General features: G+C 62.5%; 23 protein-coding genes and 1 tRNA gene. 12 read left to right on the forward strand and 12 right to left on the reverse strand.

Annotated elements, in window-relative coordinates:
* Positions 1-351: 351 nt before the first annotated feature.
* Complete coding sequence (locus J4P02_RS07720) at positions 352-1,935, reverse strand: amidohydrolase (RefSeq protein WP_426188980.1); 1,584 nt, start codon at positions 1,933-1,935, stop codon at positions 352-354.
* A gap of 269 nt (positions 1,936-2,204) precedes the next feature.
* On the opposite strand from J4P02_RS07720, the gene J4P02_RS07725 reads away from it, so the two are divergent.
* From J4P02_RS07725 to J4P02_RS07765, 9 genes are all read left to right on the forward strand, one after another.
* Positions 2,205-3,122, forward strand: coding sequence for a LysR substrate-binding domain-containing protein (locus tag J4P02_RS07725; protein WP_426188981.1), 918 nt, complete (start codon positions 2,205-2,207; stop codon positions 3,120-3,122).
* A gap of 148 nt (positions 3,123-3,270) precedes the next feature.
* Positions 3,271-4,362, forward strand: a complete 1,092-nt coding sequence (locus J4P02_RS07730) for an ABC transporter ATP-binding protein (RefSeq protein WP_426188982.1) — start codon at positions 3,271-3,273, stop codon at positions 4,360-4,362.
* A gap of 102 nt (positions 4,363-4,464) precedes the next feature.
* Positions 4,465-5,577, forward strand: coding sequence for an ABC transporter substrate-binding protein (locus tag J4P02_RS07735; protein WP_426188983.1), 1,113 nt, complete (start codon positions 4,465-4,467; stop codon positions 5,575-5,577).
* A gap of 10 nt (positions 5,578-5,587) precedes the next feature.
* Complete coding sequence (locus J4P02_RS07740; protein ID WP_426188984.1) at positions 5,588-6,424, forward strand: ABC transporter permease; 837 nt, start codon at positions 5,588-5,590, stop codon at positions 6,422-6,424.
* Between the two features lie 7 nt (positions 6,425-6,431).
* A complete protein-coding gene (locus tag J4P02_RS07745; RefSeq protein WP_426188985.1) occupies positions 6,432-7,247 on the forward strand; it encodes an ABC transporter permease in 816 nt (271 codons plus the stop codon).
* Positions 7,248-7,773: 526 nt separating this feature from the next.
* Positions 7,774-8,250, forward strand: a complete 477-nt coding sequence (locus J4P02_RS07750; protein WP_426188986.1) for a formate dehydrogenase subunit gamma — start codon at positions 7,774-7,776, stop codon at positions 8,248-8,250.
* Positions 8,250-9,809 carry a formate dehydrogenase beta subunit gene (locus J4P02_RS07755; protein ID WP_426188987.1) on the forward strand — a complete coding sequence of 520 codons (1,560 nt, stop codon included), beginning with the start codon at positions 8,250-8,252 and terminating at the stop codon, positions 9,807-9,809. Before J4P02_RS07750 ends, J4P02_RS07755 begins: the two co-directional genes overlap by 1 nt.
* The gene (fdhF, locus tag J4P02_RS07760) at positions 9,806-12,703 is read left to right on the forward strand and encodes a formate dehydrogenase subunit alpha (RefSeq protein WP_426188988.1); all 2,898 of its coding nucleotides are present in this window, start codon (positions 9,806-9,808) and stop codon (positions 12,701-12,703) included. Before J4P02_RS07755 ends, fdhF begins: the two co-directional genes overlap by 4 nt.
* On the forward strand, positions 12,700-12,921 hold the full coding sequence (locus J4P02_RS07765; RefSeq protein ID WP_426188989.1) for a formate dehydrogenase subunit delta: 222 nt from the start codon (positions 12,700-12,702) through the stop codon (positions 12,919-12,921). Before fdhF ends, J4P02_RS07765 begins: the two co-directional genes overlap by 4 nt.
* A gap of 50 nt (positions 12,922-12,971) precedes the next feature.
* On the opposite strand, the gene J4P02_RS07770 is transcribed toward J4P02_RS07765, so the two are convergent.
* Positions 12,972-13,616 carry an amidase gene (locus tag J4P02_RS07770; protein WP_426188990.1) on the reverse strand — a complete coding sequence of 215 codons (645 nt, stop codon included), beginning with the start codon at positions 13,614-13,616 and terminating at the stop codon, positions 12,972-12,974.
* Positions 13,617-13,846: 230 nt separating this feature from the next.
* On the opposite strand from J4P02_RS07770, the gene J4P02_RS07775 reads away from it, so the two are divergent.
* A tRNA-Thr gene (locus tag J4P02_RS07775) sits at positions 13,847-13,922 on the forward strand.
* A 369-nt stretch (positions 13,923-14,291) separates the two neighbouring features.
* Here the strand turns inward: J4P02_RS07775 and J4P02_RS07780 are convergent.
* From J4P02_RS07780 to J4P02_RS07795, 4 genes are all read right to left on the reverse strand, one after another.
* A complete protein-coding gene (locus J4P02_RS07780; RefSeq protein ID WP_426188991.1) occupies positions 14,292-15,407 on the reverse strand; it encodes an acyltransferase family protein in 1,116 nt (371 codons plus the stop codon).
* A 528-nt stretch (positions 15,408-15,935) separates the two neighbouring features.
* Positions 15,936-16,166: a CopG family ribbon-helix-helix protein gene (locus J4P02_RS07785; RefSeq protein ID WP_426189012.1), complete on the reverse strand. Its 231-nt coding sequence runs from the start codon at positions 16,164-16,166 to the stop codon at positions 15,936-15,938.
* A gap of 80 nt (positions 16,167-16,246) precedes the next feature.
* Entirely contained in the window at positions 16,247-16,504 is a 258-nt protein-coding gene (locus J4P02_RS07790; protein ID WP_426188992.1) for a hypothetical protein, read from the reverse strand.
* 43 nt (positions 16,505-16,547) lie between these two features.
* Complete coding sequence (locus J4P02_RS07795; RefSeq protein ID WP_426188993.1) at positions 16,548-16,946, reverse strand: carboxymuconolactone decarboxylase family protein; 399 nt, start codon at positions 16,944-16,946, stop codon at positions 16,548-16,550.
* Positions 16,947-17,249: 303 nt separating this feature from the next.
* Between J4P02_RS07795 and J4P02_RS07800 the strand changes: the two genes are divergently transcribed.
* Positions 17,250-17,636: a c-type cytochrome gene (locus J4P02_RS07800; RefSeq protein ID WP_426188994.1), complete on the forward strand. Its 387-nt coding sequence runs from the start codon at positions 17,250-17,252 to the stop codon at positions 17,634-17,636.
* An 81-nt stretch (positions 17,637-17,717) separates the two neighbouring features.
* Here the strand turns inward: J4P02_RS07800 and J4P02_RS07805 are convergent, their stop codons facing one another.
* The 6 genes from J4P02_RS07805 to J4P02_RS07830 all read right to left on the reverse strand — a co-directional run bounded on the left by J4P02_RS07805 (position 17,718) and on the right by J4P02_RS07830 (position 24,155).
* Positions 17,718-18,413 (reverse strand): tetratricopeptide repeat protein, encoded by a 696-nt coding sequence (locus J4P02_RS07805; RefSeq protein WP_426188995.1) that lies wholly within the window; start codon positions 18,411-18,413, stop codon positions 17,718-17,720.
* Between the two features lie 5 nt (positions 18,414-18,418).
* Positions 18,419-19,084, reverse strand: coding sequence for a hypothetical protein (locus J4P02_RS07810; RefSeq protein WP_426188996.1), 666 nt, complete (start codon positions 19,082-19,084; stop codon positions 18,419-18,421).
* Positions 19,085-19,194: 110 nt separating this feature from the next.
* Positions 19,195-21,180 (reverse strand): multicopper oxidase family protein, encoded by a 1,986-nt coding sequence (locus J4P02_RS07815; RefSeq protein WP_426188997.1) that lies wholly within the window; start codon positions 21,178-21,180, stop codon positions 19,195-19,197.
* Between the two features lie 333 nt (positions 21,181-21,513).
* Entirely contained in the window at positions 21,514-22,803 is a 1,290-nt protein-coding gene (locus J4P02_RS07820) for an OprD family porin (RefSeq protein WP_426188998.1), read from the reverse strand.
* Positions 22,804-23,042: 239 nt separating this feature from the next.
* The gene (locus J4P02_RS07825; protein WP_426188999.1) at positions 23,043-23,432 is read right to left on the reverse strand and encodes a nuclear transport factor 2 family protein; all 390 of its coding nucleotides are present in this window, start codon (positions 23,430-23,432) and stop codon (positions 23,043-23,045) included.
* A 27-nt stretch (positions 23,433-23,459) separates the two neighbouring features.
* Positions 23,460-24,155 carry a DsbA family protein gene (locus J4P02_RS07830; RefSeq protein ID WP_426189000.1) on the reverse strand — a complete coding sequence of 232 codons (696 nt, stop codon included), beginning with the start codon at positions 24,153-24,155 and terminating at the stop codon, positions 23,460-23,462.
* Between the two features lie 261 nt (positions 24,156-24,416).
* Between J4P02_RS07830 and J4P02_RS07835 the strand changes: the two genes are divergently transcribed.
* Positions 24,417-26,516, forward strand: coding sequence for a TonB-dependent receptor (locus J4P02_RS07835; protein WP_426189001.1), 2,100 nt, complete (start codon positions 24,417-24,419; stop codon positions 26,514-26,516).
* Positions 26,517-26,661 lie beyond the last annotated feature (145 nt).

Raw genomic sequence — 26,661 nt, forward strand, 5'->3', positions numbered from 1 at the left:
GCTAAGGTCCGAGCCCGGTGCACTGCCGGGCTCGGACCGATTCGATGGGCGCTCCGTTGCTTCAGGCTGCCCATTACCGGTGATCAGCCGCGACCTGCAAACGCCTTCCCGCGCACTGCTACAAAAGGTCGCGACCTGTGGATAAGTCTGTTGATGGAATCCATGACAGATCTGTGAATCCGCAGTCTTGAGCACCATTCAGCAGCTGATCATTTTTCACTCATAAAATAAAATACCGAAAAAACAGCCAGTTACGCAGGATTGAGAACTGACGCACAAAACTCGCCGGCCAGCGTTCCTGGCACCAACGCATTGTGCATAAACACCGCAAGCCTGCGGCATAAGGCCGCCCTATTCATCCGCCCGCGCCGGGATCCACCACTCCTCGCCACGTGCCGTGCTGATGTACTCCGGCCAGCGGAAATCGTGGGGCACCTGGAAGTCCCTGGGCAGCAGGGGCCCTTGCCAGCGACTGCCACCGATGCCGCCGCCGGTGCGCTCGACGAACTCGGCCCTGGCGGCCGCCAGCAACTGGGGTTCGGTGAGCAAGTCCACCAGGGTGGCAGCGATGGTCTTGGCCGCCACGTCGATCATCGGGTCGATGGTCTGGCGCATGCCGCCCAGGGCGTTGGACACCCAATCCGGGTACACCACCCCCGGCGGCGCACTGAGCATCGGCCGGGCCACCAACAGGCGCACGGTGGGGCAATGCCAGGTGTATTCCGGGTAGTCGTCGGAGGTCAGGTAGTTCTGCCAGGCAGGCATTTGCAGACGCATCTGGCGTTCGCACTCCTGGGGCTCGATCAGCGTTTCGGTGGCCGCCAGGAAGGGCCGCTGCATGGCCTCAAGACCGAGGTTGCGCTGGATCTCGCGGGCGATCTCCCGCGCCTCTTCATCCCACTGCGGGGCACCCACCGCCGCCAGGTTGTCGTAGGTAGCCTGGGCCAGCACATGGTTCGGCAAACCGCCCCGGGACTTGCACACCCAGGTCTTTTTCCAGCGACAACCGGTGGCCATGGCCGCCGCCGCGGCATTGTTGTCCATCACCTGGGAAATGGTCTCGGCCTGCTCGATGGAGTCGCAGCGCAGCAGGTACTGGATCTGCGACAGGTGCGGCGGCAGGTTGTCCGCGGTGGCCTGGCCGGCGGTGAGGATCGCCTCGTTGTAGCTCCACAGGCCGGTGAACGGCAGGGTCGAACGGCGCAGGCTTTCGTTCAAGGTATAGAAGTGCACCAGGGCATCGTTGGCCCCCGGTGCCCGCGCCGCCAGGTGGTTCTGCGGAATCGGGCTGTAGCGATCGGCGGCGATCCACTGCTCCGGCTCCTCGCAAGTGAAGCTGTAGATATAGGCGTAGGCGATGCCGCAGTGGGTGTCCCAGGTGGTGGTGTTGTTCAGCGGCAGCATATAGGTGGGATGGAAGCTGATGGCCGCGTCCAGATCGTCGTAGTACCCCTTGGCGGCATGCACCGGCTTGGAGGCGCGAAGCTTTTCCGCCGGCTCGCCGAAGAAGCGGATGCTGCCCTGCAGGCCGAACTCCTGCATGGTCGCCTTGGCCGCCAGCGCCCCGCCCAGGGCGCTGATGCCCAGGGCCGAGTGCGGGTCGGTGTGCCCCGGAGCGAAGCGCGACAGGCCATCGCGCGGCTGTTTGCGGGTCGTGGCCGCCTGGCAGTTGCCAGGTACCGCGTCGTACTCACCGTAGGTCGCCAGCAGCGGCCCCTGGCCCTGGGTGAAGGTGGCGCAGAAGGCCGTGGGCATGCCGCCGCTGCCACGCTCGACGGTAAAACCCTCGGCCTCGAGCCGTTCGACATACCAGGCACTGGACTTGTACTCACGGAACGCCGGCTCGGCGTAATGCCAGATGATCTGATGCCAGTCCGACAGCTGCTGGCGGTGACGTGCAACCCAATCGATGGCGAATTCCTTGTAGCGCGACATCCACGGCACTCCTGCTGATCCAGGTTCCGAGCGACCGGCGCCAGGGCGCCGCAGCCGGCTGGATCTCTTGTTGTTAGGGGAGGTGGTCCGGTCGGTTGCGGCCGGATCGAGGCTCAGTATTGGTGAAGCCACGACCACATCAATCGATTTTTTTCGCCGCCAATGTCCAAGAAAATTAACCAATTTGCCGTCGGCGCGGCCCATACTGCGGCGCGGCCCGCAGCTTGCCATCCGCCGCCGACTGCAGGTTCCCTCGACCCGGAGGTGGTATGCGCTATCCCTCGATCACCGCCCTGCGCGCCCTCGATGCCGTGGCCCGGCTGGGCAGCGTGACCGCTGCCGCCCGCCACCTGAGCCTGACTCGCAGCGCCATCAGCCACCAGATCATCAGCCTGGAACAGAGCCTGGGCCTGGCCCTGACCGAGCGGGTCGGCCGGGGTATCGGCCTGACCTACCAGGGCCAGTGCTATGCCCGGGAAGTGCGGCGCATCCTCGCCGATATCCAGGACGCCGGACGGCGCCTGGACGGCCTGGCGGTCTGCGGAAAATTGCGCATCAGTTGCAACCCGGGCTTCGCCAGTTTCTGGCTGTGCAATCACCTCAACGGCTTCTTGCGCCAGTACCCCCAAGTGCAGTTGCAAGTGGTCAGCCCGCGCACCCAGGACGACACCAGCGACGCCGAGGCCGACCTGTTCATTGCCTACGGCATCGGCGACTGGCCGGGGCTGCTGGTGGAGCAGATCGTCAGCCTGAGTTTCTCACCGGTGTGCAGCCCGCGCCTGATCAACGCCATTGGCGGCCTGAAGAGCCCGCAGGAGCTCAAGGGCTTCCCGCTGATCCACATGAGCGACAGCAGCGACTGGCGAGTCTGGCTGGCCGCCGCCGGGGCCAGCCAGGTCGATCCGGACCGCGGCATCACCTTCTCCGATGCCCATTGCGCGCAGTCGGCCTGCATCGCCGCCCAGGGCGTGGCCATCGGCGACAACCTGCTCAGCGGCGATGCCCTGGCTCGCGGCCTGTTGGTGCGGCCCTTCGATATCGCCATCAGCGCCTTGCGCGGCTACTTCCTGGTGATCGACCCGGCCAAGGCCGAGCGTCCGGTGGTGCAGGCCTTCGGCGCCTGGTTGAAGAACCAGTTGCAGGTCAGCGCCGAGGGCCTGATCGACCGCCCCGCTGGCGAGCCTTGAAGCCTTGCAATTGGGAAATTTCACTCACCAATGAGGCAAAAATTATTCCATTGATGTGGCGTTGCTTTTCACAATAATGAATTCACCGCCTGCTGTTCCGACAATAAAAATTCCATAGCGCAGGCCGGCTTTGCGGGAGAACTCTGTAGTGTCCAGCAGCTCTTCGACTCAACTCAGCGCCCAAGGAATCAGCCAGTTCTACGGCAACTTCACCGCCCTGGATGGCATCGACCTGGACGTTCGCCAAGGCGAATTCCTCACCCTGCTGGGCCCTTCCGGCTCAGGCAAGACCACCCTCCTGATGATCCTCGCGGGCTTTCTCAGCCCCAGCGCCGGCAAGCTGCTGGAACGTGGCGTGGACATCAGCCGGCGGCCGGCGGAAAAGCGCAACTACGGCATGGTGTTCCAGGGCTACGCACTGTTCCCGCACATGAGCGTGGCCGACAACGTTGCCTACCCGCTGCGCATCCGTGGGGTGAAAGCCGACGAACGCCAGCGCCGGGTCAGGCACATCCTCGACGTGGTGGGCCTGGGTGCCCATCAGCACAAGAAGCCCGCCGAGCTGTCCGGCGGCCAGCAGCAACGGGTGGCCATTGCCCGGGCCCTGGTGTTCGAACCGGACATGCTGTTGCTCGACGAACCCCTGTCGGCCCTGGACAAGAACCTGCGCGAGCAACTGCAGGGCGAGCTGCAACGCATCCATCGCCAGGTGGGCACCAGCTTCGTCTTTGTCACCCACGACCAGGGCGAGGCCCTGGCCCTGTCGACCCGCATCGCCATCTTCAACCAGGGGCACCTGGCGCAGGTCGATACCCCGGAAAGCATCTACGACCGGCCACGGAATCGCTTCGTCGCCGAGTTTCTCGGCAAGATGAACCTGTTTCCCCTGCAAGGCATTTCCCGCCATGGCAGCCAGGCCAGCGGCCGCTGCGGCGACAACCCGCTGCATGCCGCGACCACCGGGGAAATCAGCAATCAGCCACAGTTGCTGGCGGTGCGCCCGGAACACATGACGCTGCACACCGAGCCCCCGCAACTGGGCGAACACAATGTGCTGCCGGCCTGCCTCGGTGACCGGGTGTACCAGGGTTCCAGCACTCACCTGGCGCTGAACATCAGCCCGGAACTGGCGCCGGTGAACCTCTCGGTGCCCGGTGACCACCCTGGCGCACGCCTGCCCAGCGGCACCCCGGTGTGGCTCAGTTGGCCGGTGCGCCACAGCTTCCTCCTGGAAGCCTGAAGCGAGCCTGCTGCCACCGCCGGTGGCGCTTTGCGGTTTTCGTAAAAAGACCCATGACAAACGGCCGGCGCCTGGCGCATCGGCCTCGCGAGGACTTGCCCCATGAGCCAGCATCACCAACGCGACTGCATCGAAATCCTGATTGAAAAAGCCCGTGGCGGGCAGATCGACCGCCGCACCTTCATCCAGGCCATGGGCCTGCTGGCGGCCGTGCCCCTGGCCCTGCGCAGCGGTATCAGCTGGTCGGCGGACAAGCCCCTGGTGCTGGTCAACTGGGGAGGCGACGCGCTGAATGCCTTCCGCAGCGCCTGGACCGACAGCTTCACCAAGAGCACCGGCATCCCGGTGCGCATCGACGGCGCCGGCCCCACCGAGGGGGCGATCCGCTCACAGCTGGCCAGCGGCCGGCCGAGCTGGGACGTGGTCGACATGGAAGGCTACAGCGCCCTGAACCTGGGCCGCGAAAAGATCCTCCAGCCCCTGGACTACAGCGTGATCCAGCGCGACCAGGTGGCCCCGGAGCTGTCTCACAACTACGGCATCGCCGGCTACCTGCTCAGCTACGTGCTGGTCTGGGACAGCCAGAAATTCGGCGACAACGGTCCCAAGGACTGGGCGGATTTCTGGAACGTGGAGAAATTCCCCGGCAAGCGCACCCTCTACAAATGGATGAACGGCATGCTCGAAGCCGCGCTGCTGGCCGACGGCGTGAGCGCCGAGCAGCTGTACCCGCTGGACGTGCCCCGGGCCCTGCGCAAGATCGACGAGCTCAAGCCCCATGTGCTGTCGTTCTGGGGTTCTGGCGCGGAAAGCCAGCAACTGATGATCGAAGGCGAAGCCTCCATGGGCGCCCTCTGGCACACCCGCGCCAAACTGCTGCACGAAGACAGCGGCGGCCGCATCCAGTGGGGCTACGACAACGCCTTCCTCACCAACAGCAGTTGGGGCGTGCTCAGCCAGAACCCGGCAGGGCCCGGCCCGGCCATGCAGTTCATCCAGCACGCCTTGCAACCGGCCGGCCAGTTGAAGCTGTTCGAACTCCTGGGCAACGGCCCTTCCAACCCCGCCACCCAGCAACTGATGAGCGCCGAACAGCTGGAGATCAACTGCGCTTCGGCGGCCAACATGAAGAAGCAGATCCTGCTGGATACCCAGTGGTACGCCGACCACTACTCCAGCACCCTGGAGCAGTACCTGACCCACCTGTCCAAGTGAGCCGCCGAGCATGAGTGCAACCCGTACCGCACGCCTGGAACGCAGCCTGCTGCTGTTGCCCCTGCCGCTGCTGCTGGTGGTGTTCTACCTGCTGCCGTTCTGCGGCGTGGTGGGCTGGAGCTTCACCCTGCCGGAACCCGGCATCGAACAGTACCAGCGCATCGCCAGCGACCCGGCGATCCACGACATGCTCCTGCGCACCCTGCGCCTGTGCCTGACCGTGAGCCTGCTGGCCCTGCTGATCGGTTACCTGCTGGCCTACTGCTGGGTGTTCAGCCCGCCGTTCTGGCAGCGCATGGTGGAGATCTGCGTGTTCATCCCGTTCTGGATCTCGGTGCTGGTGCGGGCCTTCGGCTGGCTGATCGCCCTGCGCAGCAACGGCGTGGTCAACGACAGCCTGCTGTCCCTGGGCTGGATCGATCACCCCCTGCAATTGACCCGCAACGAGTTGGGGGTGGTGATCGGCATGCTGCACTTCATGATTCCCTATGCACTGTTCCCGCTGCTGTCGAGCATGCGCCAGCTCGACCAGCGCGTGCTGCTGGCCTCGCGCGGCCTGGGCGCCGGCGCGCTGCGGACCTTCTGGCAGGTGCTGCTGCCGCAGACCCTGCCGGGGCTGCTGGGGGCTTTCATCATGGTCTTCGTGTTCTGCCTGGGCTTCTTCATCACCCCGGTGCTGCTGGGTGGCGGGCAGACGGTGATGATCGCCGAATACGTGTTCCTGCAGATGTTCCAGACCAGCAACTGGGGCCTGGGCGCGGCCCTGAGCCTGGTGCTGCTGGGCCTGGTCAGCGCGCTGATCTGGCTGCTGATGCGCATCACCCGTGTCAATCGACTGGTGGGTTGAGATCACTATGAATACACATCGCACTGCCCTGACCACCCGATTGATCGCCGTGGTCGCCATGGCCTTCATGCTGTTCCCGTTGCTGACGGTGATCCCAGTGTCCTTCACCGCCAAGCGCTACCTATCGATGCCCGAGGGCAACTGGTCGCTGCGGCACTACGAGGCACTGCTGAGCAACCCCGACTGGCTGTCGAGCGCTGGCCAGAGCCTGGCCATCGCCAGCGCCACGAGCCTGATCGCCACCCTGCTGGCGGTGAGTTTCAGCCTGGGCATCTGGTACCTGCGCTCGCGCCTGGCGACCCTGCTGATCGGCCTGGTGCTGCTGCCCATGGCGATCCCGCCGGTGATCTCGGCGCTGGTGCTGTATTTCATGGAAACCCGGCTTGGCCAGCTGGCGCCCGGCTGGGGCTACGACACCCTGCCCGGGGTGGTGATCGCCCATGTGGTGATGGTGGTGCCCTATGGCGTGGTGACCATGCTGGTAGCCCTGAGCCAGGTGGACCGGCGCATCGAACTGGCCTCGCGCAACCTCGGCGCCAGCCTGATGCAGACCACCTTCCTGGTGATGCTGCCGAACCTCAAGCTGGGGATTTTCTCCACCGCCTTGCTGAGCTTTGCCCTGTCCTGGGAAGAGGTGGCGGTGACCCTGTTCATCACCAGCGTCGATGTGAACACCCTGCCGCGGCGAATCTGGGGCGGCTTGCGGGACAACGTCGACCCCAGCGTGGCAGCGATTTCCGTGTTGCTGATCGGCCTGACCCTGCTGGTGCTGATCGGTCGCCTGGTACTGCAATACGCCGCCCAGCGCCGAGCCCGTTCATGACAGCCCCCCGAGGCGAGGGAGCTTGCTCCCGCTCGGGCGCGCAGCGGCCGCAAAACCTGAACCCGCAATAGACCTGCAAGATCAGGGATCTCAGGCAATGGGCGGGCTTCGCTCGCCAGCGGGAGCAAGCACCCTCGCCACACAACCCCCTCCAGAGCCTTCCACTGCGTGCCGGCTATTCGCCTCCAAGCTGATCGAAATCATCCTCCTGTCCCCGGTTTCTGGCCGATAGTGCACAGCCCTTTCCATCCCTTCGTCCAGGCTCTTCTAGACTGAAAAGGTGGTCGTATTCGGAACTGAACAAGTCGCTTTCGTGCCGATGAATCAGAGGCAGCGTGTCAAGCTGCCCTTTATGCCCTGAACAGGTGCGGCAATGACCGCACCGGGTACAACAAGATACCCATTCAGGGTGCATGGCCAACGGCCTGAAACGCCGCGCTACCGTGACGTGGCAAACAGAGCCGCAGCCGAGACTTTCGGACAGCCGACAACCAGCAGGTGTGTCCGTGACCGTGAGGAATGCTGTATGCCTGATGAAACGCTGCAACTGCCTGTGATCCACCGCCTGCTGGAGCGCCACAAGGACGCCCCGGGCGCGCTGTTGCCGATTCTCCACCAGATCCAGGAAGAGCTCGGCTATATCCCCGACCTGGCCATCCCCGAAATCGCCCATGCGCTGAACCAGAGCCAGGCCGAAGTCCGCGGAGTGATCAGCTTCTACCATGACTTTCGCAGCGCCCCGCCGGCACGCCATATCCTGCGCCTGTGCCGCGCCGAGTCCTGCCAGAGCCGCGGCGCCGAACAGCTGGCGGCGCAACTGCGCGAACGCCTGCAACTGGATGACCACGGCAGCAGCGCCGATGGCGCCATCAGCCTGCGGCCGGTGTATTGCCTGGGCGCCTGCGCCTGCTCGCCGGCCCTGGAACTGGATGGCCAGTTGCATGCGCGGGTCAGCGCCGAACGCCTGGACGCCTTGCTCGCCAGTTGCCGGGAGGACGCTTGATGCCCAGCCTCTATCTGTCTTGTGATTCCCTGGCCCGCGCCGTGGGCGCCGATCAGGTGGCCCGTGAAATCGCCGCCCAGGCCGAGCAGCGCCAACTGCCGCTGCAATTGCAACGCACCAGCTCCCGCGGCCTGTACTGGCTGGAGCCGCTGCTGGAAGTCGACACCGCGGATGGCCGCCTGGGCTTCGGCCCGCTGAGCGCCACCGACGTACCCGGCCTGCTGGATGCCCTACAGGGCGACCCCGCCAGCCATCCCCTGGCCCTGGGCCGGGTCGAGGACCTGCCCTACCTGAAGAATCAGCAGCGCCTGCTGTTCGCCCGTGCCGGCATCACCCGGCCCCTGTCCCTGGACGACTATCGCGCCCATGGCGGCTTCCAGGGCCTGGCCCGGGCCATCGCCCTGGGTGGCGAACAAACGGTGACCGCGGTGCTGGATTCCGGCCTGCGTGGCCGGGGCGGCGCGGCCTTTCCCGCCGGGATCAAATGGCGCACCGTGCGCGACACGCCACCGCAACAGAAATATGTGGTGTGCAATGCCGACGAGGGCGACTCCGGCACTTTCGCCGACCGCATGCTGATGGAGGGCGACCCCTTCCTGCTGATCGAAGGCATGGCCATCGCCGGCATCACCGTGGGCGCCAGCCATGGCTATATCTACGTGCGCTCGGAATATCCACAGGCAGTGGCGACCCTGCGCCAGGCCCTGGATATCGCTCGGGATGCCGGTTACCTCGGAGCCAATGTCGGCGGTAGCGGCCTGGCCTTCGACATGGAGGTGCGGGTGGGTGCCGGGGCCTATATCTGCGGCGAGGAAACCGCCCTGCTGGACTCCCTGGAGGGCAAGCGCGGCATCGTTCGCGCCAAGCCGCCGATCCCCGCCCTGCAAGGCCTGTTCGGCCAGCCGACGCTGGTGCACAACGTGCTGACCCTGGCCTCGGTGCCGCTGATTCTGGAAAAGGGCGCGGCCTTCTATCGCGACTACGGCATGGGCCGTTCCCTGGGCACCATGCCGTTCCAACTGGCCGGCAATGTGCGCCACGGCGGCCTGGTGGAACGGGCCTTTGGCCTGACCTTGCGCGAACTGCTGGAAGACTACGGCGGCGGCACCGCCAGCGGCCGTCCGTTGAAGGCCGCGCAAGTGGGCGGCCCCCTGGGGGCCTGGGTGCCGCCGGCGCAGTTCGATACCCCACTGGATTACGAAGCCTTCGCGGCCATGGGCGCGATGCTCGGCCACGGTGGCGTGGTGGTGGCCGATGACAGCCTCGACCTGGCCCATATGGCGCGCTTCGCCCTGCAGTTCTGCGCCGAGGAATCCTGTGGCAAATGCACCCCGTGCCGCATCGGTTCGACCCGCGGCGTGGAGGTCATCGACCGCCTACTGGCCGCCCCGCACGCCGAGGAGCGCCAGCAGCAGGCAATCATCCTCAAGGACCTGTGCGACACCCTGCAATACGGCTCGCTGTGCGCCCTGGGCGGGATGACCTCCTACCCGGTGGCCAGCGCCCTGAAGCACTTTCCCGCCGACTTCGGTCTGCAGCCCTCGGAGGCCGACCAATGATCAGTATTTTCGACCCAGCCAAAGACATCGACTTGAATGCCGTGGACTTCGGCACCCCGGCCCGCGACAGCCAGGTGCAGGTCAGCCTGAACATCGACGGGCGCAGCATCAGCGTGCCCCAGGGCACTTCGGTGATGCGCGCCGCAGCCCTGCTGGGCACTACCATTCCCAAGCTCTGCGCCACCGACAACCTGGAAGCCTTCGGCTCGTGCCGCATGTGCCTGGTGGAGATCGACGGCATGCGCGGCTACCCGGCCTCCTGCACCACGCCGGTCAGCGAAGGCATGGTGGTGCACACCCAGACGCCGAAACTGGCGACCCTGCGCCGCAATGTGATGGAGCTGTACATCTCCGACCATCCGCTGGACTGCCTGACCTGCTCGGCCAACGGCAACTGCGAACTGCAGACCGTGGCCGGCCAGGTGGGCCTGCGGGAAGTGCGCTACGGCTATGACGGCGCCAACCACCTGCAGGAGCAGAAAGACACCTCCAACCCCTACTTCGACTACGACCCGAGCAAGTGCATCGTCTGCAACCGCTGCGTGCGCGCCTGCGAGGAAGTCCAGGGCACCTTCGCCCTGACCATCGACGGTCGCGGCTTCGACTCCCGGGTCGCGGCCGCCGGCGGCGACAATTTCCTCGATTCCGAATGCGTGTCCTGCGGCGCCTGTGTGCAGGCCTGCCCCACCGCCACCCTGATGGAAAAAAGCGTGGTGGAACTGGGCCAGCCGGAACGGGCGGTGATCACCACCTGCGCCTACTGCGGGGTGGGCTGTTCATTCCGCGCCGAGATGAAGGGCGACCAACTGGTGCGCATGGTCCCGGACAAGAACGGCCAGGCCAACCACGGCCACTCCTGCGTCAAGGGCCGCTTCGCCTGGGGCTATGCCACCCACCCGGATCGCATCACCAAGCCGATGATCCGCAAGCACATCAGCGACCCCTGGCAGGAAGTCAGCTGGGATGAAGCGGTGACCTACGCCGCCAGCGAGCTGCGACGCATCCAGTTCAAATACGGCCGCGACTCCATTGGCGGCATCACCTCCAGCCGCTGCACCAACGAAGAGACCTACCTGGTGCAGAAGCTGGTGCGCGCGGCGTTCGGCAACAACAACGTCGACACCTGCGCCCGGGTCTGCCATTCGCCCACCGGCTACGGCCTCAAGCAGACATTGGGGGAATCCGCCGGCACCCAGAGCTTCGACTCGGTGATGCAGGCCGACGTGATACTGGTAATGGGCGCCAACCCCAGCGACGCCCACCCGGTGTTCGGCTCCCAGCTCAAACGGCGCCTGCGTGAAGGGGCCAAGCTGATCGTCATCGACCCACGGCGCATCGACCTGGTGGACTCGGTGCACGCCCGCGCCGAGCTGCACCTGGCCCTGCGCCCGGGCACCAACGTGGCCATGCTCAATGCCCTGGCCCATGTGATAGTCACCGAAGGATTGGTCAATCAGGAATTCGTCGACGCCCGCTGCGAGCCGGAGGCCTTCGCCCTGTGGCGGGATTTCGTCAGCCGCGCCGACAACTCGCCGGAAGTGCTCGGCGCCATCTGTGGCGTGCCGGCAGCAGACATTCGCGCCGCCGCGCGCCTGTATGCCACCGGCGGCAACGCGGCCATCTACTACGGCCTGGGGGTTACCGAACACAGCCAGGGCAGCACCTCGGTGATGGGCATCGCCAACCTGGCCATGGTCACCGGCAATATCGGTCGTGAAGGGGTTGGGGTGAACCCGCTGCGGGGGCAGAACAACGTCCAGGGTTCCTGCGACATGGGCTCCTTCCCCCACGAGCTGCCAGGCTACCGGCATATCTCCAACCAGGCGGTGCGCCAGCAGTTCGAGCAGGCCTGGAACGTCAGCCTGCAGGCCGACCCCGGGCTGCGCATTCCCAACATGTTCGAAGCAGCCCTGGGCGGCAGCTTCAAGGGCCTGTACTGCCAGGGCGAGGACATCGCCCAGAGCGACCCCAACACCCAGCACGTAACCGCGGCGCTGTCGGCCATGGAATGCGTGGTGGTGCAGGACATCTTCCTCAACGAAACCGCCAAGTTCGCCCACGTGTTCCTGCCGGGCAGTTCGTTCCTGGAAAAGGACGGCACCTTCACCAACGCCGAGCGGCGCATCTCCCGGGTGCGCAAGGTCATGGAACCCCTGGGCGGCAAGGCCGACTGGGAAGGCACCCTGGCCCTGGCGGCGGCCCTGGGCTACCCGATGAACTACAGCCACCCCGGGGAAATCATGGATGAGATCGCCCGCCTGACCCCGACCTTCACCGGCGTCAGCTACGCCAGCCTGGACCGCCACGGCAGCCTGCAATGGCCGTGCAACGAGGCCGCGCCGGATGGCACCCCGACCATGCATATCGACGAATTCGTGCGCGGCAAGGGGCGCTTCATGCTCACCGGCTACGTGCCCACCGACGAGAAGGTCAATGGCCGCTACCCGCTGCTGCTGACCACCGGCCGCATCCTCAGCCAGTACAACGTCGGTGCCCAGACCCGGCGCACCGACAACGTCGCCTGGCACGCCGAGGACCGCCTGGAAATCCACCCCACCGACGCCGAGAGCCGGGGCATCAACGAAGGCGACTGGGTGGGCATCGGCAGCCGCGCCGGGCAGACCGTGCTGCGTGCTCGGGTGACCGAGCGGGTGGCGCCGGGGGTGGTCTACACCACCTTCCACTTCCCCGAGTCGGGGGCCAACGTGATCACCACCGACAACTCCGACTGGGCCACCAACTGCCCGGAATACAAGGTCACGGCGGTGGAGGTCAGCCGCGTCTACCACCCTTCCGAATGGCAGAAACGCTACCAGGAGTTCAGCGACGAACAGCATCGCCTGCTGGATGAGCGCCGCCGCTCGCGGAGCAGCAAGGCGGAGGCACGCCGATGAGCAGCGCCAACCTGATCAAGATGGCCAACCAGATCGCCGCCTACTTCGCCAACGAGCCGGACCAGGAGCAGGCGGTGCTCAGCGTGCGCAACCATATGCAGATGTTCTGGACCCCGGCCATGCGCCAGGAGCTGCTGGCCTGGCACCGCGACGAGCAAGGGGCCGAGCTGCATCCGCTGGTGCAGAAGGCGGTGGGCGAAGCGGGCTGGGAGGCCTGAGGAACGCTTGCCCGGCCTGAGGAATCAGGCCGGGCACTGCTTGCGAACTCTTACTGAGCGGCGCAATGCCGCTCGGCTGCAGGCCTGGACTCAAGCGCCAGCGGCATGGCCGACCCGGGTTTGCTCAGGGGCAGCAGCTGATACACGGCGAAGGCGCACAGGGCCTGGGTTTCGCCGCCCGCCACCGGGATGTAGTTCAGGCCGACATAGGCCTCGTAGCTCTTGCCCGGCTCGAACACCACCACCTTCTTCACCGCCGGGCAGGTGTGATAACTGTTGCCGGCACCGCCCGCCGCTACCCCACCGCCCTCCAGCAGAAAGGGCACACCCGCGGGCACCCGATACTCGGTGGCGACCTCCTGGTAAAGCCCCTCGCCTCGGCGAATCGAGCCCACATAGGCCGGCAGCTTTGGCGCGAAGCGCGCCAGCATGTCGATATGCCGAGGCTGCTCTGGAAACTGCGGGTAATTGACATTGGCCCGCTGCTCGCTGCCAAAGCGCCCCGCCTTGGCCAGCCGCTTGCTGTCACCCTGGCAGCCGGCATAGGCATCGCCGCGCACCTCGCCATTGGTGATCACCCGCAACTGCGCGGTGGGCACACTAAGCGGCGGCTCCGAATAAGGCTGCACCGGCTTGACGCTGCACGCCGCCAATAATGACAGCGCGGCCAACAGGCTAAGTGTTCTGAATTCCATTGCTGATCGTTCCTCGGGTTGAAACCATGCCTCATGGCGCATGGACAGGTTATCGACCGAAGAAACTCAGTCTGCACAGGAAATGAAACTAGACAGCAGCCTGGCACCAGACACGATCCCGCACGCCCCCAGGAACGCAGCGCATGCAACTCTCCGGGACCTACGCAAAAATAGTCAGATTTCAGGGGTTTACAGAACCCCGCCAATCGCTATAATCGTCGCCCTAACACGCCGGTATAGCTCAGTTGGTAGAGCAACTGACTTGTAATCAGTAGGTCCCGGGTTCGACTCCTGGTGCCGGCACCATATTGAAAGCCCCGCAATGCGGGGCTTTCGTGTTTCTGTCGTTCAGAAACGTATGGCTGGGAGGCAGACGGGGTCAACGTACTGCAAGTGCTATGTGACTTGCTCGACTTGGTGCAAGCGATGAACATCCAACTCACCGCACAGCCCCATTCTCTTGGACCAGCACCCGCCCCTATAGACACCGCCGCATTTTTTCAGAAGGCGGCAGTATCCTCAGCGCTTTCTACAAGCCTTAAAGCGATACCCGATAGGTAATTCAATTTTTAATTAATCATATCGGTGTAAAAATACACGACCGAAAATATTTCAGTCGTTGCGCAGAATTTTGTAACTGAGTGCAATAATTTTGCATATTCAACTGAGCGCAGATCAACCATTTAGCATAAAAATCTTTTTAATGGATGTTTCTTTGGCATTTTCTATATATCTATAAGTAAATGCGGACAAAACAAGTAGAGTTAGCCAGAATTGTAGCTCCATCTTCAGCGCGCCCAGATTTTCTATCAAAGGCTGAGAAATAACGAGCAGGTGCCAGCAGTAAATCGAGAAACACATTGCCCCCAACAATCTGAGCCACCACATAGAGAAAAATCTTGACAGCAACGACTTTGATTGCAGCGCGGCAACCAGCACAAGGCTAAACCCGACACTTGCAAAAATGTTTGTGAATGCGCCAAGAACTCTGGGGATCTTCTCCAACGTGATAAAATCCCAAGCCAACGCTGCCAATAAAACCAGGACTATACCGGCAGCAAGACATATTTTTGGCTTATTAGGTAATCTGCCGTTGATATAGAGATAGCAAACTACCATGCCAGCAACGAAGTCATCACAACGGGCAATAAAAAAATCCTTCAAAGGATTGATAATTACCATGCCGAACTCGTAATAAGACCCGCCAATTCGCAAAGCCAGTGCTATGGAAAAAATTGACAGCGCTGTTTTCTTTAGCCCAAACTTATTTATTGATAAGAGAACGACGGGAAGCGCAATGCTGAACCAAATTTCAACCATAAGCGACCAAAATGCCGGGTTGATCGACGGAAAGAAGTAACGATCAGATAGCATGCTCGCCGTGGAAACCATCATAAACATATCTCTATATTTACCGACCTCACCTTTGTGTATGTAAAAAGCGAGACTTACGAAAGTCACAAATATGAAAAGCGGTAGAAGCCTATTTGCTCTGTGAAGGTAATATCGTTTGATCTCGCCAGGTGAAGTTATATTTCGACGACCTATGAAATAAGGCAGCGCGAGAACAAATCCAGATAGCACGAAAAAAAAGCTAACCCCCATCCATGCATCCACCATTACATAAGGGAAGGCAAAGCCTGTAATTTTTTTATACGACTCCATTAGTCCAGGTGCAAATCCATGCTGATAAATCACGAGCAGTATCGCTACTCCTCTTAACCCATCAACTACAGCTAGGCGTTTTTTATTTGCTACGGACTCAACGGTCGGAAGAGCAATCATTGTCATTTAATAAATCCATTTAAATATTAAACGGTTCCATCCACCTGCAGCCTGCATGGCTAAAAACTGCTTCAAGCAGAAACAAATCGAGTAGGGCGGGAGGATATCATATTAGTGGTAGCACTCAACTAAATAGTAGCTCGTACGACACACGGTTCTATTGCATAGGCCAAAGTGCAGACGACTAGCTCAACTAAATCACTCAGATCGACAAAGTTGATGGCTTAAGTACCAAACAAGGCGCGCACCCTAATTAACAACTCACTATGATTTTTAACCACCAATATTCATTGGCCTTACTCTTGGACTTGTAATCAGTAGGTCCCAGACTCGACTCCTGGTACCGGCACAATACAAACAAGGCCTCGCAGCGATGCGGGGCCTTGTTGTTTCTTCCAAACATAACAAGCGACGTAGCAAGCGGCCACGCTGAAAAGGGATCGTGCGGAATCCGAACGAAAACGCACAGGCCGATGAAGGGTGACGCTGGAGGGCGGAACCTGAGGCAAGCATGGCGCTCTGTTCAGTAAGCTTTCAGCCTCTTCGCCATGCTCGCATCGCTGCCACTTGGTCGTCAGTACCGAGCTTACCTGGATCAGCCTCTTCCACCGCCCGTTCAATTTGCGCGGTTAGCGCCCTCTTGTGTTCGATGTAGTCGCTAAGAACATCCATCACCAAGTAGCTCACGGATTGACCATTGGTCTTGGCCAGATCGGAAAGTGAGTTCGCAAGATCTTCCGGCAAATCCAGAGATATCCCTGGCATGGCAGCCTCGATATTGAGCGCCTGCTGGGCAGCGCACACCGGGAAGAAGCCGCTTGGATTGGCAGGCCGTCGCGCTGATTTCAACCCGCATCCGGCGCTGTTGGGCGGGCAAAGGGCGCCGTTTCCGCTTCAAGCATCAACAGCACCATCTCCGTGAGTTCCGCATCGGATTTGCGTCCGGCGTAGAAGCCGTACAGTGCCTTGGCGAAGGGGATGCGCAGGTCCTGGCTTTCCTCGCTGGCGCCGGCGCCGGAGCGCATCAGTTCATCAATGGCGCGCAGCACGGCCGCCTGCCACCGGGCGGTGGTCCTGGGACCATCGCCGGTGAGTGCAAGCAACTTGTCCTTTATCAGCTGACGCCGGGCAGGACCCCGCAACGGCCTAGGCGGCCTGGGGCTGGGCGTGATCTTTGACATAGCGGACGATACTCAGCGTTTCTTGCCGGAACTGTTCGTAGTCGATCTGCTGGGCGTTGATGTAAGTGCTGCCCATCATGGTCAGCGCCCCCATGAAGCTGGCCTCGGAGATTTCCTCGTCGGTCGCGCCAAACAAGCGCGCGGCTTCAGTGTGGAACAGCGCGCAATACTTGCAGCGGGTCGCTCCGGACACCGCCAGGCCAATCAGCTCCTTGTACTTGTTGGGGATTTGAGTGTCTGCCAGCCAGAAATCCCGTGCCATGCCCCAGAATCCATTCGCCCCGCCTTCCGGCATCTGCTTGATCCACTCTGGTACCAGGCCCAGAGCCTGCTCGATTTCCCGATAGGTATCACGAATAGCCATTTGACACCTCCTTGCCTCGGCAGCCACATCCGCCACTGAGACATCCACCAGTTTAGTCGCCTGGCGACCCCGCCCAAGCCGCTCTTCGAGCCCCTTCGGCGGAAGCCCTATTAACCCAGTAAAAACAAGCACATGGCCTTAGATCGATTCGCCGCAATGACACCGTGCTGAGTGCCCGAAGTTATGGATACGCAACGCTGGCGAAAGCCAGGCCGACCGCCGCAGCAAATTGCCGCAACCGGTCCCCGACACAGGCACTTCGTGATCAAATAGCCGCCGATTTCCGCTGGACACAGGCACAACATGAAACCCATTGCAGCAATGACCCTGACCCTGGTGCTTGGCGCAAACCTGCTCGGCTCCCCGGCCCTGGCCGGCGACGCTGAAGCCGGCGGCAAACTGTTCAAGCGGCTGTGCAGCGGCTGCCACAATATCGGCCCGAACGTGCGCAGCTCATTTGGACCGCAGCTCAACGGCATCATCGAGCGGCCGGCCGGCAGCGCCACGGACTACCAGTATTCAACGGCCATGAAGTCGTCGGGCATCGTCTGGACCCGGGACAAGCTCATTCAGTACCTGGAAGACCCGAAGGCCGTGGTGCCCGGCACCCGGATGATTTTTTGGGGCCTGAGCGACGAGGAAAAAATCGACAATCTACTGGCTTATCTGCAGACCTTCCAAGCCCCCTGATCCCCTGGGAATAGGGCTACGCGAAATGAAAAAAGGCTCGCCTGCTGGCGAGCCTTTTTTATTGCTCATGCAAGGCTTGGCTCAAGGCAGAGCGATCTTGTATTCCGTCAGCTTGGCCTGGTGCTGCGGCTCGACGTACTTCTGGTTCACCCGCTTGGCGAACTGGGTAAGGTCGGCGCGGGCGTCGTCGGTCTGGCCCAGTTTGTCGTAGGCCAGGCCACGGTGGTAGAAGGCCCAGGCATAGTCCGGCTGCTTTTGCAGCCCGGCACTGTAGGCCTCGGCGGCCTCGCGGTAGCGGCCCAGGTCATAGAGGGCCTGGCCCAGGTGGTAGTAGGTCGGCATGTTGAAACCGGCGCCCTTGCCCGCCTCGCCCAGGTTGCTGTCGAGGTTGGACTGCACCAGCTCCAGGGCCTTCTGCGGGTTGCCCGCCTCACGATACAGACGGCTCAAGTCGAGTACCGCGCGGGCATCGGGCTTGGCTTCCAACTCGATGGATTTTTCCTTGGCGGCGATGGCTTCCGGGTAGCGCTTGAAGTTGGCGTAGGCATCGGATTTCAGCCAGTACACCAGGCTCTGCATCGGCTTGGACAGCTGGTTCTTCTCCAGGCACAAGTCGGCCTCTTGAAGCACCACCTCGAATTTCTCGGCCTTGGAGGCCTGGCCCACCAGGCGGCAATGGGCGTAGTTGATCTGATCCTGGCTCTGCAGGCCGGCACAGCCGCTCAGCACCAGGGAACACAGCAGCAGGATCGACCCGCGAACAGACAATGAAGGCATGTTTTTCAATCCAGCAGATGAGCGTTGAGATCAGGGCGATAGACCTGCAGCAGCGGCGCGGTGACCGTGCCCTGCAGGCTGCAGAAGATCGTGGTGCGGCCGGCGATCGGTGCGTTGGCAATGCCTTTGTCGATGCTCAGCACCCGCTCGACAAAACCGAACGGTGTGGCCACGCCACCGCCCGCCAGGCCCTGGGTACGCCATTGCTCGATCGGGTCGCCAACGCGGCGAATCTCGGCCCGGGTCATGGCGCTGCGATCGGCCTGTAGGCGGGCATTGTCCACCAGCAACGGCTTGAGCGCCGCGGCGACTTCCCTGGGCTCACCCTCGGCGATAAAGCCCCAGAACAGCAGGTTGCCCACCGATTTCAGTGACCGGGCCTCGTTGTAGTAGCCCAGCAGGCGCACGCCATTGACCAGCAACGGCTGTTCGAAGGCCTGGTAGCGGCCGCCTTCCTGCAACGGGTTCAGCACCTTGGGCGCCTTGACCGCACCGTACTGGGCCAGGCTCAGGCTGTTGGGCGGTAGCTGGGCACTGTTCAGGGCCTTGAAGAATTGCCCGTCGCAACGGGAAAAGTCATTGAGCAACTGCTCGGCAGGGGACAGGGGTTGGCCATGGACCAAACCGGCGGCGCCCAACAGGCAGAGGCCGGACAACAGGGAACGGAACATCGATAAATCATCCGTGATGGCAAAGTAAGGCCGCGACTTTAGCAAAGACTGGCGTGCATGGCGCGCCCCACCCAGGGCGCCGGAAAAGGCGCCCTGGGTCTTTCAGGCCATCAGTGGTGCATGGGCGCGGTGCCGCCCTGGCCATCGGGCAGCTCGATGCTGACGTTCTGCATCATGCCCTGGTCCTCGTGGTCGAGAATGTGGCAATGCAGGACGAACTCGCCGATGTAGCGCTCGTAACGGGTGCGCACATACAGGGTGTAGGGCCGTCCGTCCTGGTCCGGGCCCTTGACGAACAGTGTGTCCTTCCACACGTTCTGCAGCCCGGCGTACTGCTGATCGGTGGGGTCGGTTTTATCGACCGCTCCCGGCAGGCTCAGGTCGCTGCCGTCGGGGCCAATGATCTTGACCACCTGGAACGGATTGACGTGGATATGGAAGGGGTGGCTGGCAAACCCCGAACTCAGCTGCCAGCCCTGCGCCGTGCCCAGGGTCAGGTGGCGGTTGATCTTGCCGGGTTCATAAGGCTTGAGATCATTCATGCTGGTACCCACCTCGAACTTGGGGTTCTTCTTGTCGTCACGGTTGATGTAGAACACCAGTTTCTCGTCCGGCTGGTTCTTCACTTCGCTGTCGACGATGTCCTGGTGCGCAACGAACCGAGTCAGCTTCAAGCCGTCCTTGAGGTCGCTGATCACATGCTCGCGCACCGTGATGGGCATATTGCGCTGTGCCGAATCCACCAGTGCCTGGGTCAGGTAGCTGAGGCTGTCGCTCACCGGCGTACCGCCCTGCACATCGACAAAACCCAGTATCTGCCGGCCGCTGGCCGCCTGGGACACACCCGCATTGGCCGATTGCGCAGCATCCACCACGCAATAGCGCCCGGTCTGCCGGAAGATCATCAGCAGGTCGTTGCGGTAGCCCGGTTGCAGGGTGACCTGCTGGCGTTGCTGGGCCTGGCCGAAGGTCAGGCCGTCGGCGGCTATGACCTGGTAGTCCTCCGGATCACCCACACACTGCTCGCTGACAAAGGCATCGGCTTCAGCCGCAGTGATACCCGTATTGCTCTTGGCCAGGCCGCTGTCGGCCAGCTTGCGGAACTCCAGCTTGATAGTGTCGCGAATCCCCGCGTGCACCAGGCGCCAGCGTTCGATCTGGCCGGCCTGGGCGTTGTAGAAGATCGGCTGGACCACGCCATTGATGCTGGTATAGCGCCCAGACTTGCCCCAGGTATCGAAGCCGAGTTGGGCATAGTCCTCCACCACTCCCACCTCGCCCTGATCGCAGCTCCAGTCCACGCTCTTGTCGCCGGTCTGCGGATCGACCTTGACCCCTTTGCAGGCATAGGGAATCTGCTGCAGCACCAGCAGGCGCTCGGGGAAGGGCCGGTTGTCGGCCGACTTGAGCAGGGTGTCGATATCGCCATTGCTATTGGAGGAAGGCAGGCGGCTGCCGCGGATGATCAAGGCCCCGGCCATGCCGCTGGCCACCTGCAAGGCGGTGGAACCATGGCGGTGCGGGTGGTACCAGAAGGTCCCGGCCGGATGGTCGGCGGGAATGTTGTATTCGTACTGGAAGCTGACCCCGGGGTTGATCGACAGCAGCACGTTGTCGCTGTTGCCGGCGGGGCTCACCCACAGCCCGTGGGAATGCAGGTTGGTACTGTTGAAGCACTGCGGCTGGTCCGGCTCGGCGCCGTGGCCGTCGCACGGCACATCGGCCTTGAGCTTGTTGTTGAGGGTGATGCGCACGGTATCGCCCGGGGTCACGTTGATGGTGGGCGCGACGAACGGCGCCGAGCCATCGACATCGGTGCCCTTGTAGCTGCGCAGGTTGACCGGCACCTTGCGCCCGGTGGCCGGGTCGAAGAGGGTGTTGCGGGTGTAGTCGATGTCCAGCACCAGGGCCCGCTCCACACCGCCATGGGGTTCGGGCGGCAAGGTGCTGCGGTTGGTCGGCCGGGACGACATCAGCAGGTTGCTTTCAGCGGTTTTGCGTTCGGGCGCCTGCTCCTGCAGGTTGCCGGGGTTGGCGAAAGTCCGCGCGGCTTCAGCGGCCAGCACCGGCTGGCTGGCGCCCGCCAGCGATAACATGACAGCTGCACCATAGGCAGCGATCGGCAAGGGTCCTTTCATGCTGTTCTCCTGTGCTCCAGGAAACGAGGGATAAGCCGGCCCGCGGCAGGCTGCCAACGGGTCGGTTCGCACAGGGAAATTGCCGAGGACCACAGCCTCTCCCGCATCCATTGCGGCACGTGCATCATCCCTGATGGCATAAAGCTAGTGGCAAATGCGCGGAAAGCAATGTCCTCAGGCGAAGCCTTCCAGCCCAGGGCCGAGAGCAAACCACCAAGCACAAAAAAGCCCCGAACCAGTCGGGGCTTCTTGTGGAGCGACACCCGTAACCGGGTGCCGATCAGGCGTGCATCAGAACACGTTGATCGGGTAGTCGACGAACACCCGCAGCTCGTTGCCGCTGTCGTTGTACTCGCTGGATTTCTGCGACACACGCAGGATCGAGCTACGCACTTTCACGCTCAGGTCCTTGGCCGGGCCGCTCTGCACCACGTACTTGAACTGGTTGAAGATTTCCCGTTCGGTACCGCCAGTGGAGGTCGAGGTGGTGATGTTGTCGCCACGCACGTACGCCACGTTGTAGGTCAGGCCCGGTACGCCGAAGGCGCCGAAGTCCAGACCGTAGCCCAGCTGCCAGCTGCGCTCGTCTTCAGCGTTGAAGTCGGACCAGTAGGAGTTGGCCAGGTAGATGGTGTTGCCGCCATCGCCCACGCGGTTCTGACCACGCTGGTAGCCGCCGTAGGCATAGCCCAGGTGGCTGTCGCCGGTGCTGCGCTGGTGCGCCAGGGTGAAGGAGTGCGGGCCGGTAGCGTAGGTGGCTGCCAGGCTCCAGATCTTGTTGTCCTGGCCGCCGGCCTTGGCCTTCTGCGCGTAGGACTTGTCCAGTTCGGTACGGTAGCCGTTGAAGTCCAGGGTCAGGGACTGATCGGTGGCCAGCGGGAACACGTAGTTCAGGTTCACGTACTGCTTCTTCAGCACATCTTCGACGTCGGAAGCGTAGAGCGCGCCCTTGAACTGTTCGGTGAACTGGTAGCTGCCGCCCAACACGTTGATCGACTTCAGGCCACCGCTGTCACGACCTTCGGCGCTCTTGCGCGATTCGGCGGTGAAATGACCGGCGTTCAGCTCCAGGCCCTTGATCTCCTTGGAGGTGATCAGGGTGCCGGTGTAGCTTTCCGGCAGCAGGCGGCCGTTGTCGTAGTTCAGCACCGGCAGGGCCGGCATCTGGTCACCGTAGGTCAGCACGGTGTTGGACAGGCGGAACTTGACCGCGGCGCCGGCCTTGGCCAGGTCGCCCGCAGGGGTCTTGTTACCGTTTTCGCTGCGTTTGAAGAAGTCGATACCCTGGCCGCCGCTATGGCTGCCCTTGTCCAGGCGCAGAGCGTACAGGCCGAAGGCGTCGACGCCCACGCCCACGGTGCCTTGGGTGAAGCCCGAGGAGAAGGTACCGATGGCAGCCTGGCCCCACTCGCGCTGGTCATCGTTACCGTCTTTCTTGTCACGATTGATATAGGCATTGCGCAGCAGCACTTTCAGGCTGCTGTCTTCGACGAAGCCCTTGGCATCGGCCTGGCCATCGGCCATGGCTTGTGTAGCGCTCAAAATCCCCAGTGCAATCAAGCAGATCCGCTGTTTCAACATTTTATTTTCCTTATTACGGTTTGTTGACGCGCTGTGAGCTCTTCTGGCTATGGCGTTGAAACGCTCTTATTACCGACGAAACAAAAGGCCCGCCCACGAATGATCGCGGCGGGCCTTTTATTATTCTGAAATATGGCTCATGGCCACAGGCGTTGGGGCGAATCCTATCTGTGCCCTCAATAAAGTGTCAATTTCGTGAATCGTCTTAAAATAGCAGAAAATATTCTAAGAACCCCGGGCTAGAGCATTGCCAGCTGCACGCTGTGGCTGTCGACAAATTGCTCGAAGTGCGTGACCTTGCCATTTTTCAGGGTCCACAGATGCGCCACCCGCACATCGATCGGCTTGCCCGAGGCCTTGTAGGTGCCCCGGTAGTTGCCGTAGGCGAACACCTGGTCGCCCTGGGCCACGTAGTTTTCCACCTTGAAGCTGAAGTCCTGCCACTCCGTGCCCAGGCGCTTGAACACATGCTCGAGCACCGCATCGAAACCGACATAGGTACCGGCATAGGGAAAACCCGCCGCCTCGGTCCAGCGTGCATCGGGGGCCAGGGCCGCCGCGGTGTTGCGCGCGTTTTCCTGGGAGTTGGCACCTTCGTAGGTGCTTTTGATCAACGCAAGATTATCCATGGAAGACTCCATACCGCTCAGGTGAGATCAAAGCGCACAACCGTCCAGGCCACAGGCCTGGACCGCGCCAGCATTGGCGCCGGAAACCGCGCCCAGCGAGGTCTTGAGCCATTGGCTGAAGGCCTCGGGTTTGCCCAGCCAGGGGCTGATATCGAGCAACTGGTAACGGCCATCCCGCTCCAGCGCCAGGGTCGGGAAGCCCTGCCCGCCGACCTTGGCCAGCAGCGCCCGGCTGGCTTTTATATGTTCGTCCAGGGCAACCGCCTGGGCCTGCTCGAAAGCCGCCGCGAACGACTCGGGGGCATAACCCAGGCTCTGCGCCAGCTCCAGCAGTACCTCGCGATCGGCAATCCGCCGGCCCTCCTGGTAATGAGCGCTCTGCAAGCGCCCCAGCAGCTCCAGGCCGCGACCGTCCAGGGCCTGGGCCGCCAGTACCGCGGCGATCGGCGGCGCCGAGTCGAAGACCGCCGACTCATCACGCAGCAGGCCCTCGAAATAGGCCTCGCCGAAAGGCTGCCCGGTGTACTCGGCGATACGCCGATCATGGGGGATGACATAGTCACGCAGCTGTGGCGACACCGGCTGGCGGTTGCGCCCGGTCATCATGCCGCCGCCATGGGCCACCACCGGCAGCACCGCCTGGGCGGCCTGCAGCAGTGGCTTGGCGCCATAGCACCAGCCGCACAGAGGGTCATAGATGTAATGCAGGGTAGCCGAGGACATACAGGACTCCAGAAACGACTTGGCAATTCGATGCCGCGCAGACTATGCCCCGCAGGCCAGGGGAAAAACCTCGAAATGGCTCTCAGTCTGTTGCGGCAATCGGTCGAATCATTCTCTTTAGCCCCTGTATGCAGGCCAATACACGATAGAAACAATTGGAAACAAAATCATCAGGGAACTATTAGGTAATAATTCACATAAGTAAATAGCAAGCATTACCATTCGCACCCCTGACCCACCTTCCTCTCGGATGCGCTTCACATGCCTGCCCATTTCCGTCTCACGCCTCTGTCCCTGGGGCTTTGCACCCTGCTGGCCAGTGGTTTTGCCTATGCCGCCAGCACCACCCTGCCAGTGACCTCCATCAGTGCCGAAGCTGCGGCCGACCCTGATGATCCACGGGTCAAGGAAGTCAGCACCGCGACTCGCACTTCCACCCCGGCGCGCTATGTGCCCCAGGCCATCGACACGATCAAGACGGCCAACGTGCGGGACTACGGCCAGAACGATCTGGGCAGTGTGCTGAGCGGCATTCCCAACGTCAGCAGCGGTGCCGATACCCGCTTCGACAGCGTGCGCATTCGTGGTTTCGACGCCAGCAACGACTTCTACCTGGACGGTATCCGCGACGACAGCCAGTACGTGCGCGACCTGCACAACATCGAGCGCGTGGAAGTGCTCAAGGGGCCGGCAGCCGTGCTGTACGGCCGTGGCAGCCAGGGAGGCATCATCAACCGGGTGAGCAAGCTGCCGGAATTCGGCCGCCGTTCCAGCATCGAAGTCCAGGGCGGCAGCCAGGACCTGCGCAGCCTGTACGCGGACCTCAATGCCGATCCGAGCGAGAACCTCAGCCTGCGCCTGAACCTGGGCAACGAGGACAAGAACAGCTTCCGCGACGGCGTCAGTGGCAACCGCCAACTGTTCGCGCCGTCCATGAGCTGGCAACTGACGCCAGAGCTGAACTGGCTGGTGCAATACGAATACAGCCGCTACAACCGCACCCCGGACCGCGGCATCACCAGCCTCAACGGCCGCCCGGCACCGGTCAGCCAGGGAACCACCTACGGCGACAAGCGCGACTTTATCGACGACAAGTCCCAGTCGCTGCGCTCCAAGCTGACCTACGAACTCAATGACAGCTGGCAGCTGCGCCACACCCTCGGCGTGTTCAAGCTCGACAGCGACTTCGACAACACCTACCAGACTGGCTACAACGCCAGCACCGGCCAGGTTCAGCGCCAGCGCTGGCAGCAGGACCTGAAGACCCGCAACATCTATAACAACAGCGAGCTGGAAGGCCGCTTCGACACCTTCGGCCTTGAGCACCGCCTGCTCACCGGCCTGGAGTTCGGCAGCCAGCGCCGCGACCCGATCCTCTACAACGCCGCCACCAGCGGCCCCGGTAGCCAGGCGGTGCCCGCCGTCGACCTATACCGGCCCAACCCGTACCAGAGCCATAGCGGACGCATGCAGGTCTCCAGCAACAACCACACCGAAGTGGAAAGCCGCGCCCTCTACGTGCAGGACCAGTTGCGCCTGAACGATCAATGGCAACTGCTGGCCGGCCTGCGCTACGACAACTTCGACGTGGAGACCACCAACCGCCGTACCGGGGTTTCCGACAGCCGCGAAAACCACAGTTTCAGCCCGCGCGTCGGGGTGGTCTGGACACCCCTGGAACACCACTCCTTCTATGCCTCGTGGAGCAAGTCGTTCTCCCCGGTGGGCGGTGGCCTGATCGGCATCACCCCGAACGCCGCCGGCAACGGCAACGACCTGAGCCCGGAACTGACCCGGCAGAAGGAAATCGGGGTCAAGAGCGACTGGCTCGACGAGCGCCTGAGCACCACCCTGGCGGTGTATGAACTGGAGCTCTACAACCGCCGCACCACCGACCCGCTGGACCGCAATATCATCCTGCTCACCGGGCTGCAGCGTTCCCGCGGCATCGAGCTGAGCGCCAGCGGCAAGATCGTCGGCAACTGGTACCTGCGCGGCGGCCTGGGCTTGCAGGATGCAACCATCGTCAAAAGCACCAATGGCGATGAGGGCAACCGTATCTCTGACGTGGCCAAGCGCAATGGCAGCCTGTTTATCACCTGGAAACCGGAGCTGGGCTGGTACGCCGAAACCGGCCTGACCCTGGTGGGCGACCGCTACGCCGACAACGCCAATACCGTGGTGCTGCCAGGCTACGGCCGTTGGGATGCCCTGGCCGGCTACCGGCACAAGGACTGGGACGTGCGCGCGGCGCTGAACAATATCGCCGACCGCGACTACTACAGCTCCGCCACCAGCGCCTTCCAGATCCAGCCGGGTGATCCCCGCAGCCTGGTGGTCACCGGCACCTACAGTTTCTAGAACCCCAGGCAAAAAAAAGGTTCTTCACGGAATCCCGGGAAACTCAGAAACAAAAACGCCGATTTGATAGATGATGTTCGTGCGAGCAAACAGATCTAAAAAACCGGCGTTCTTATGCGTGATATTAATACTTTCCTTCCTTTTT

Origin of the sequence: Pseudomonas sp. NFXW11 (genome assembly GCF_049887815.1) — a bacterium.
GTDB lineage: Bacteria > Pseudomonadota > Gammaproteobacteria > Pseudomonadales > Pseudomonadaceae > Aquipseudomonas.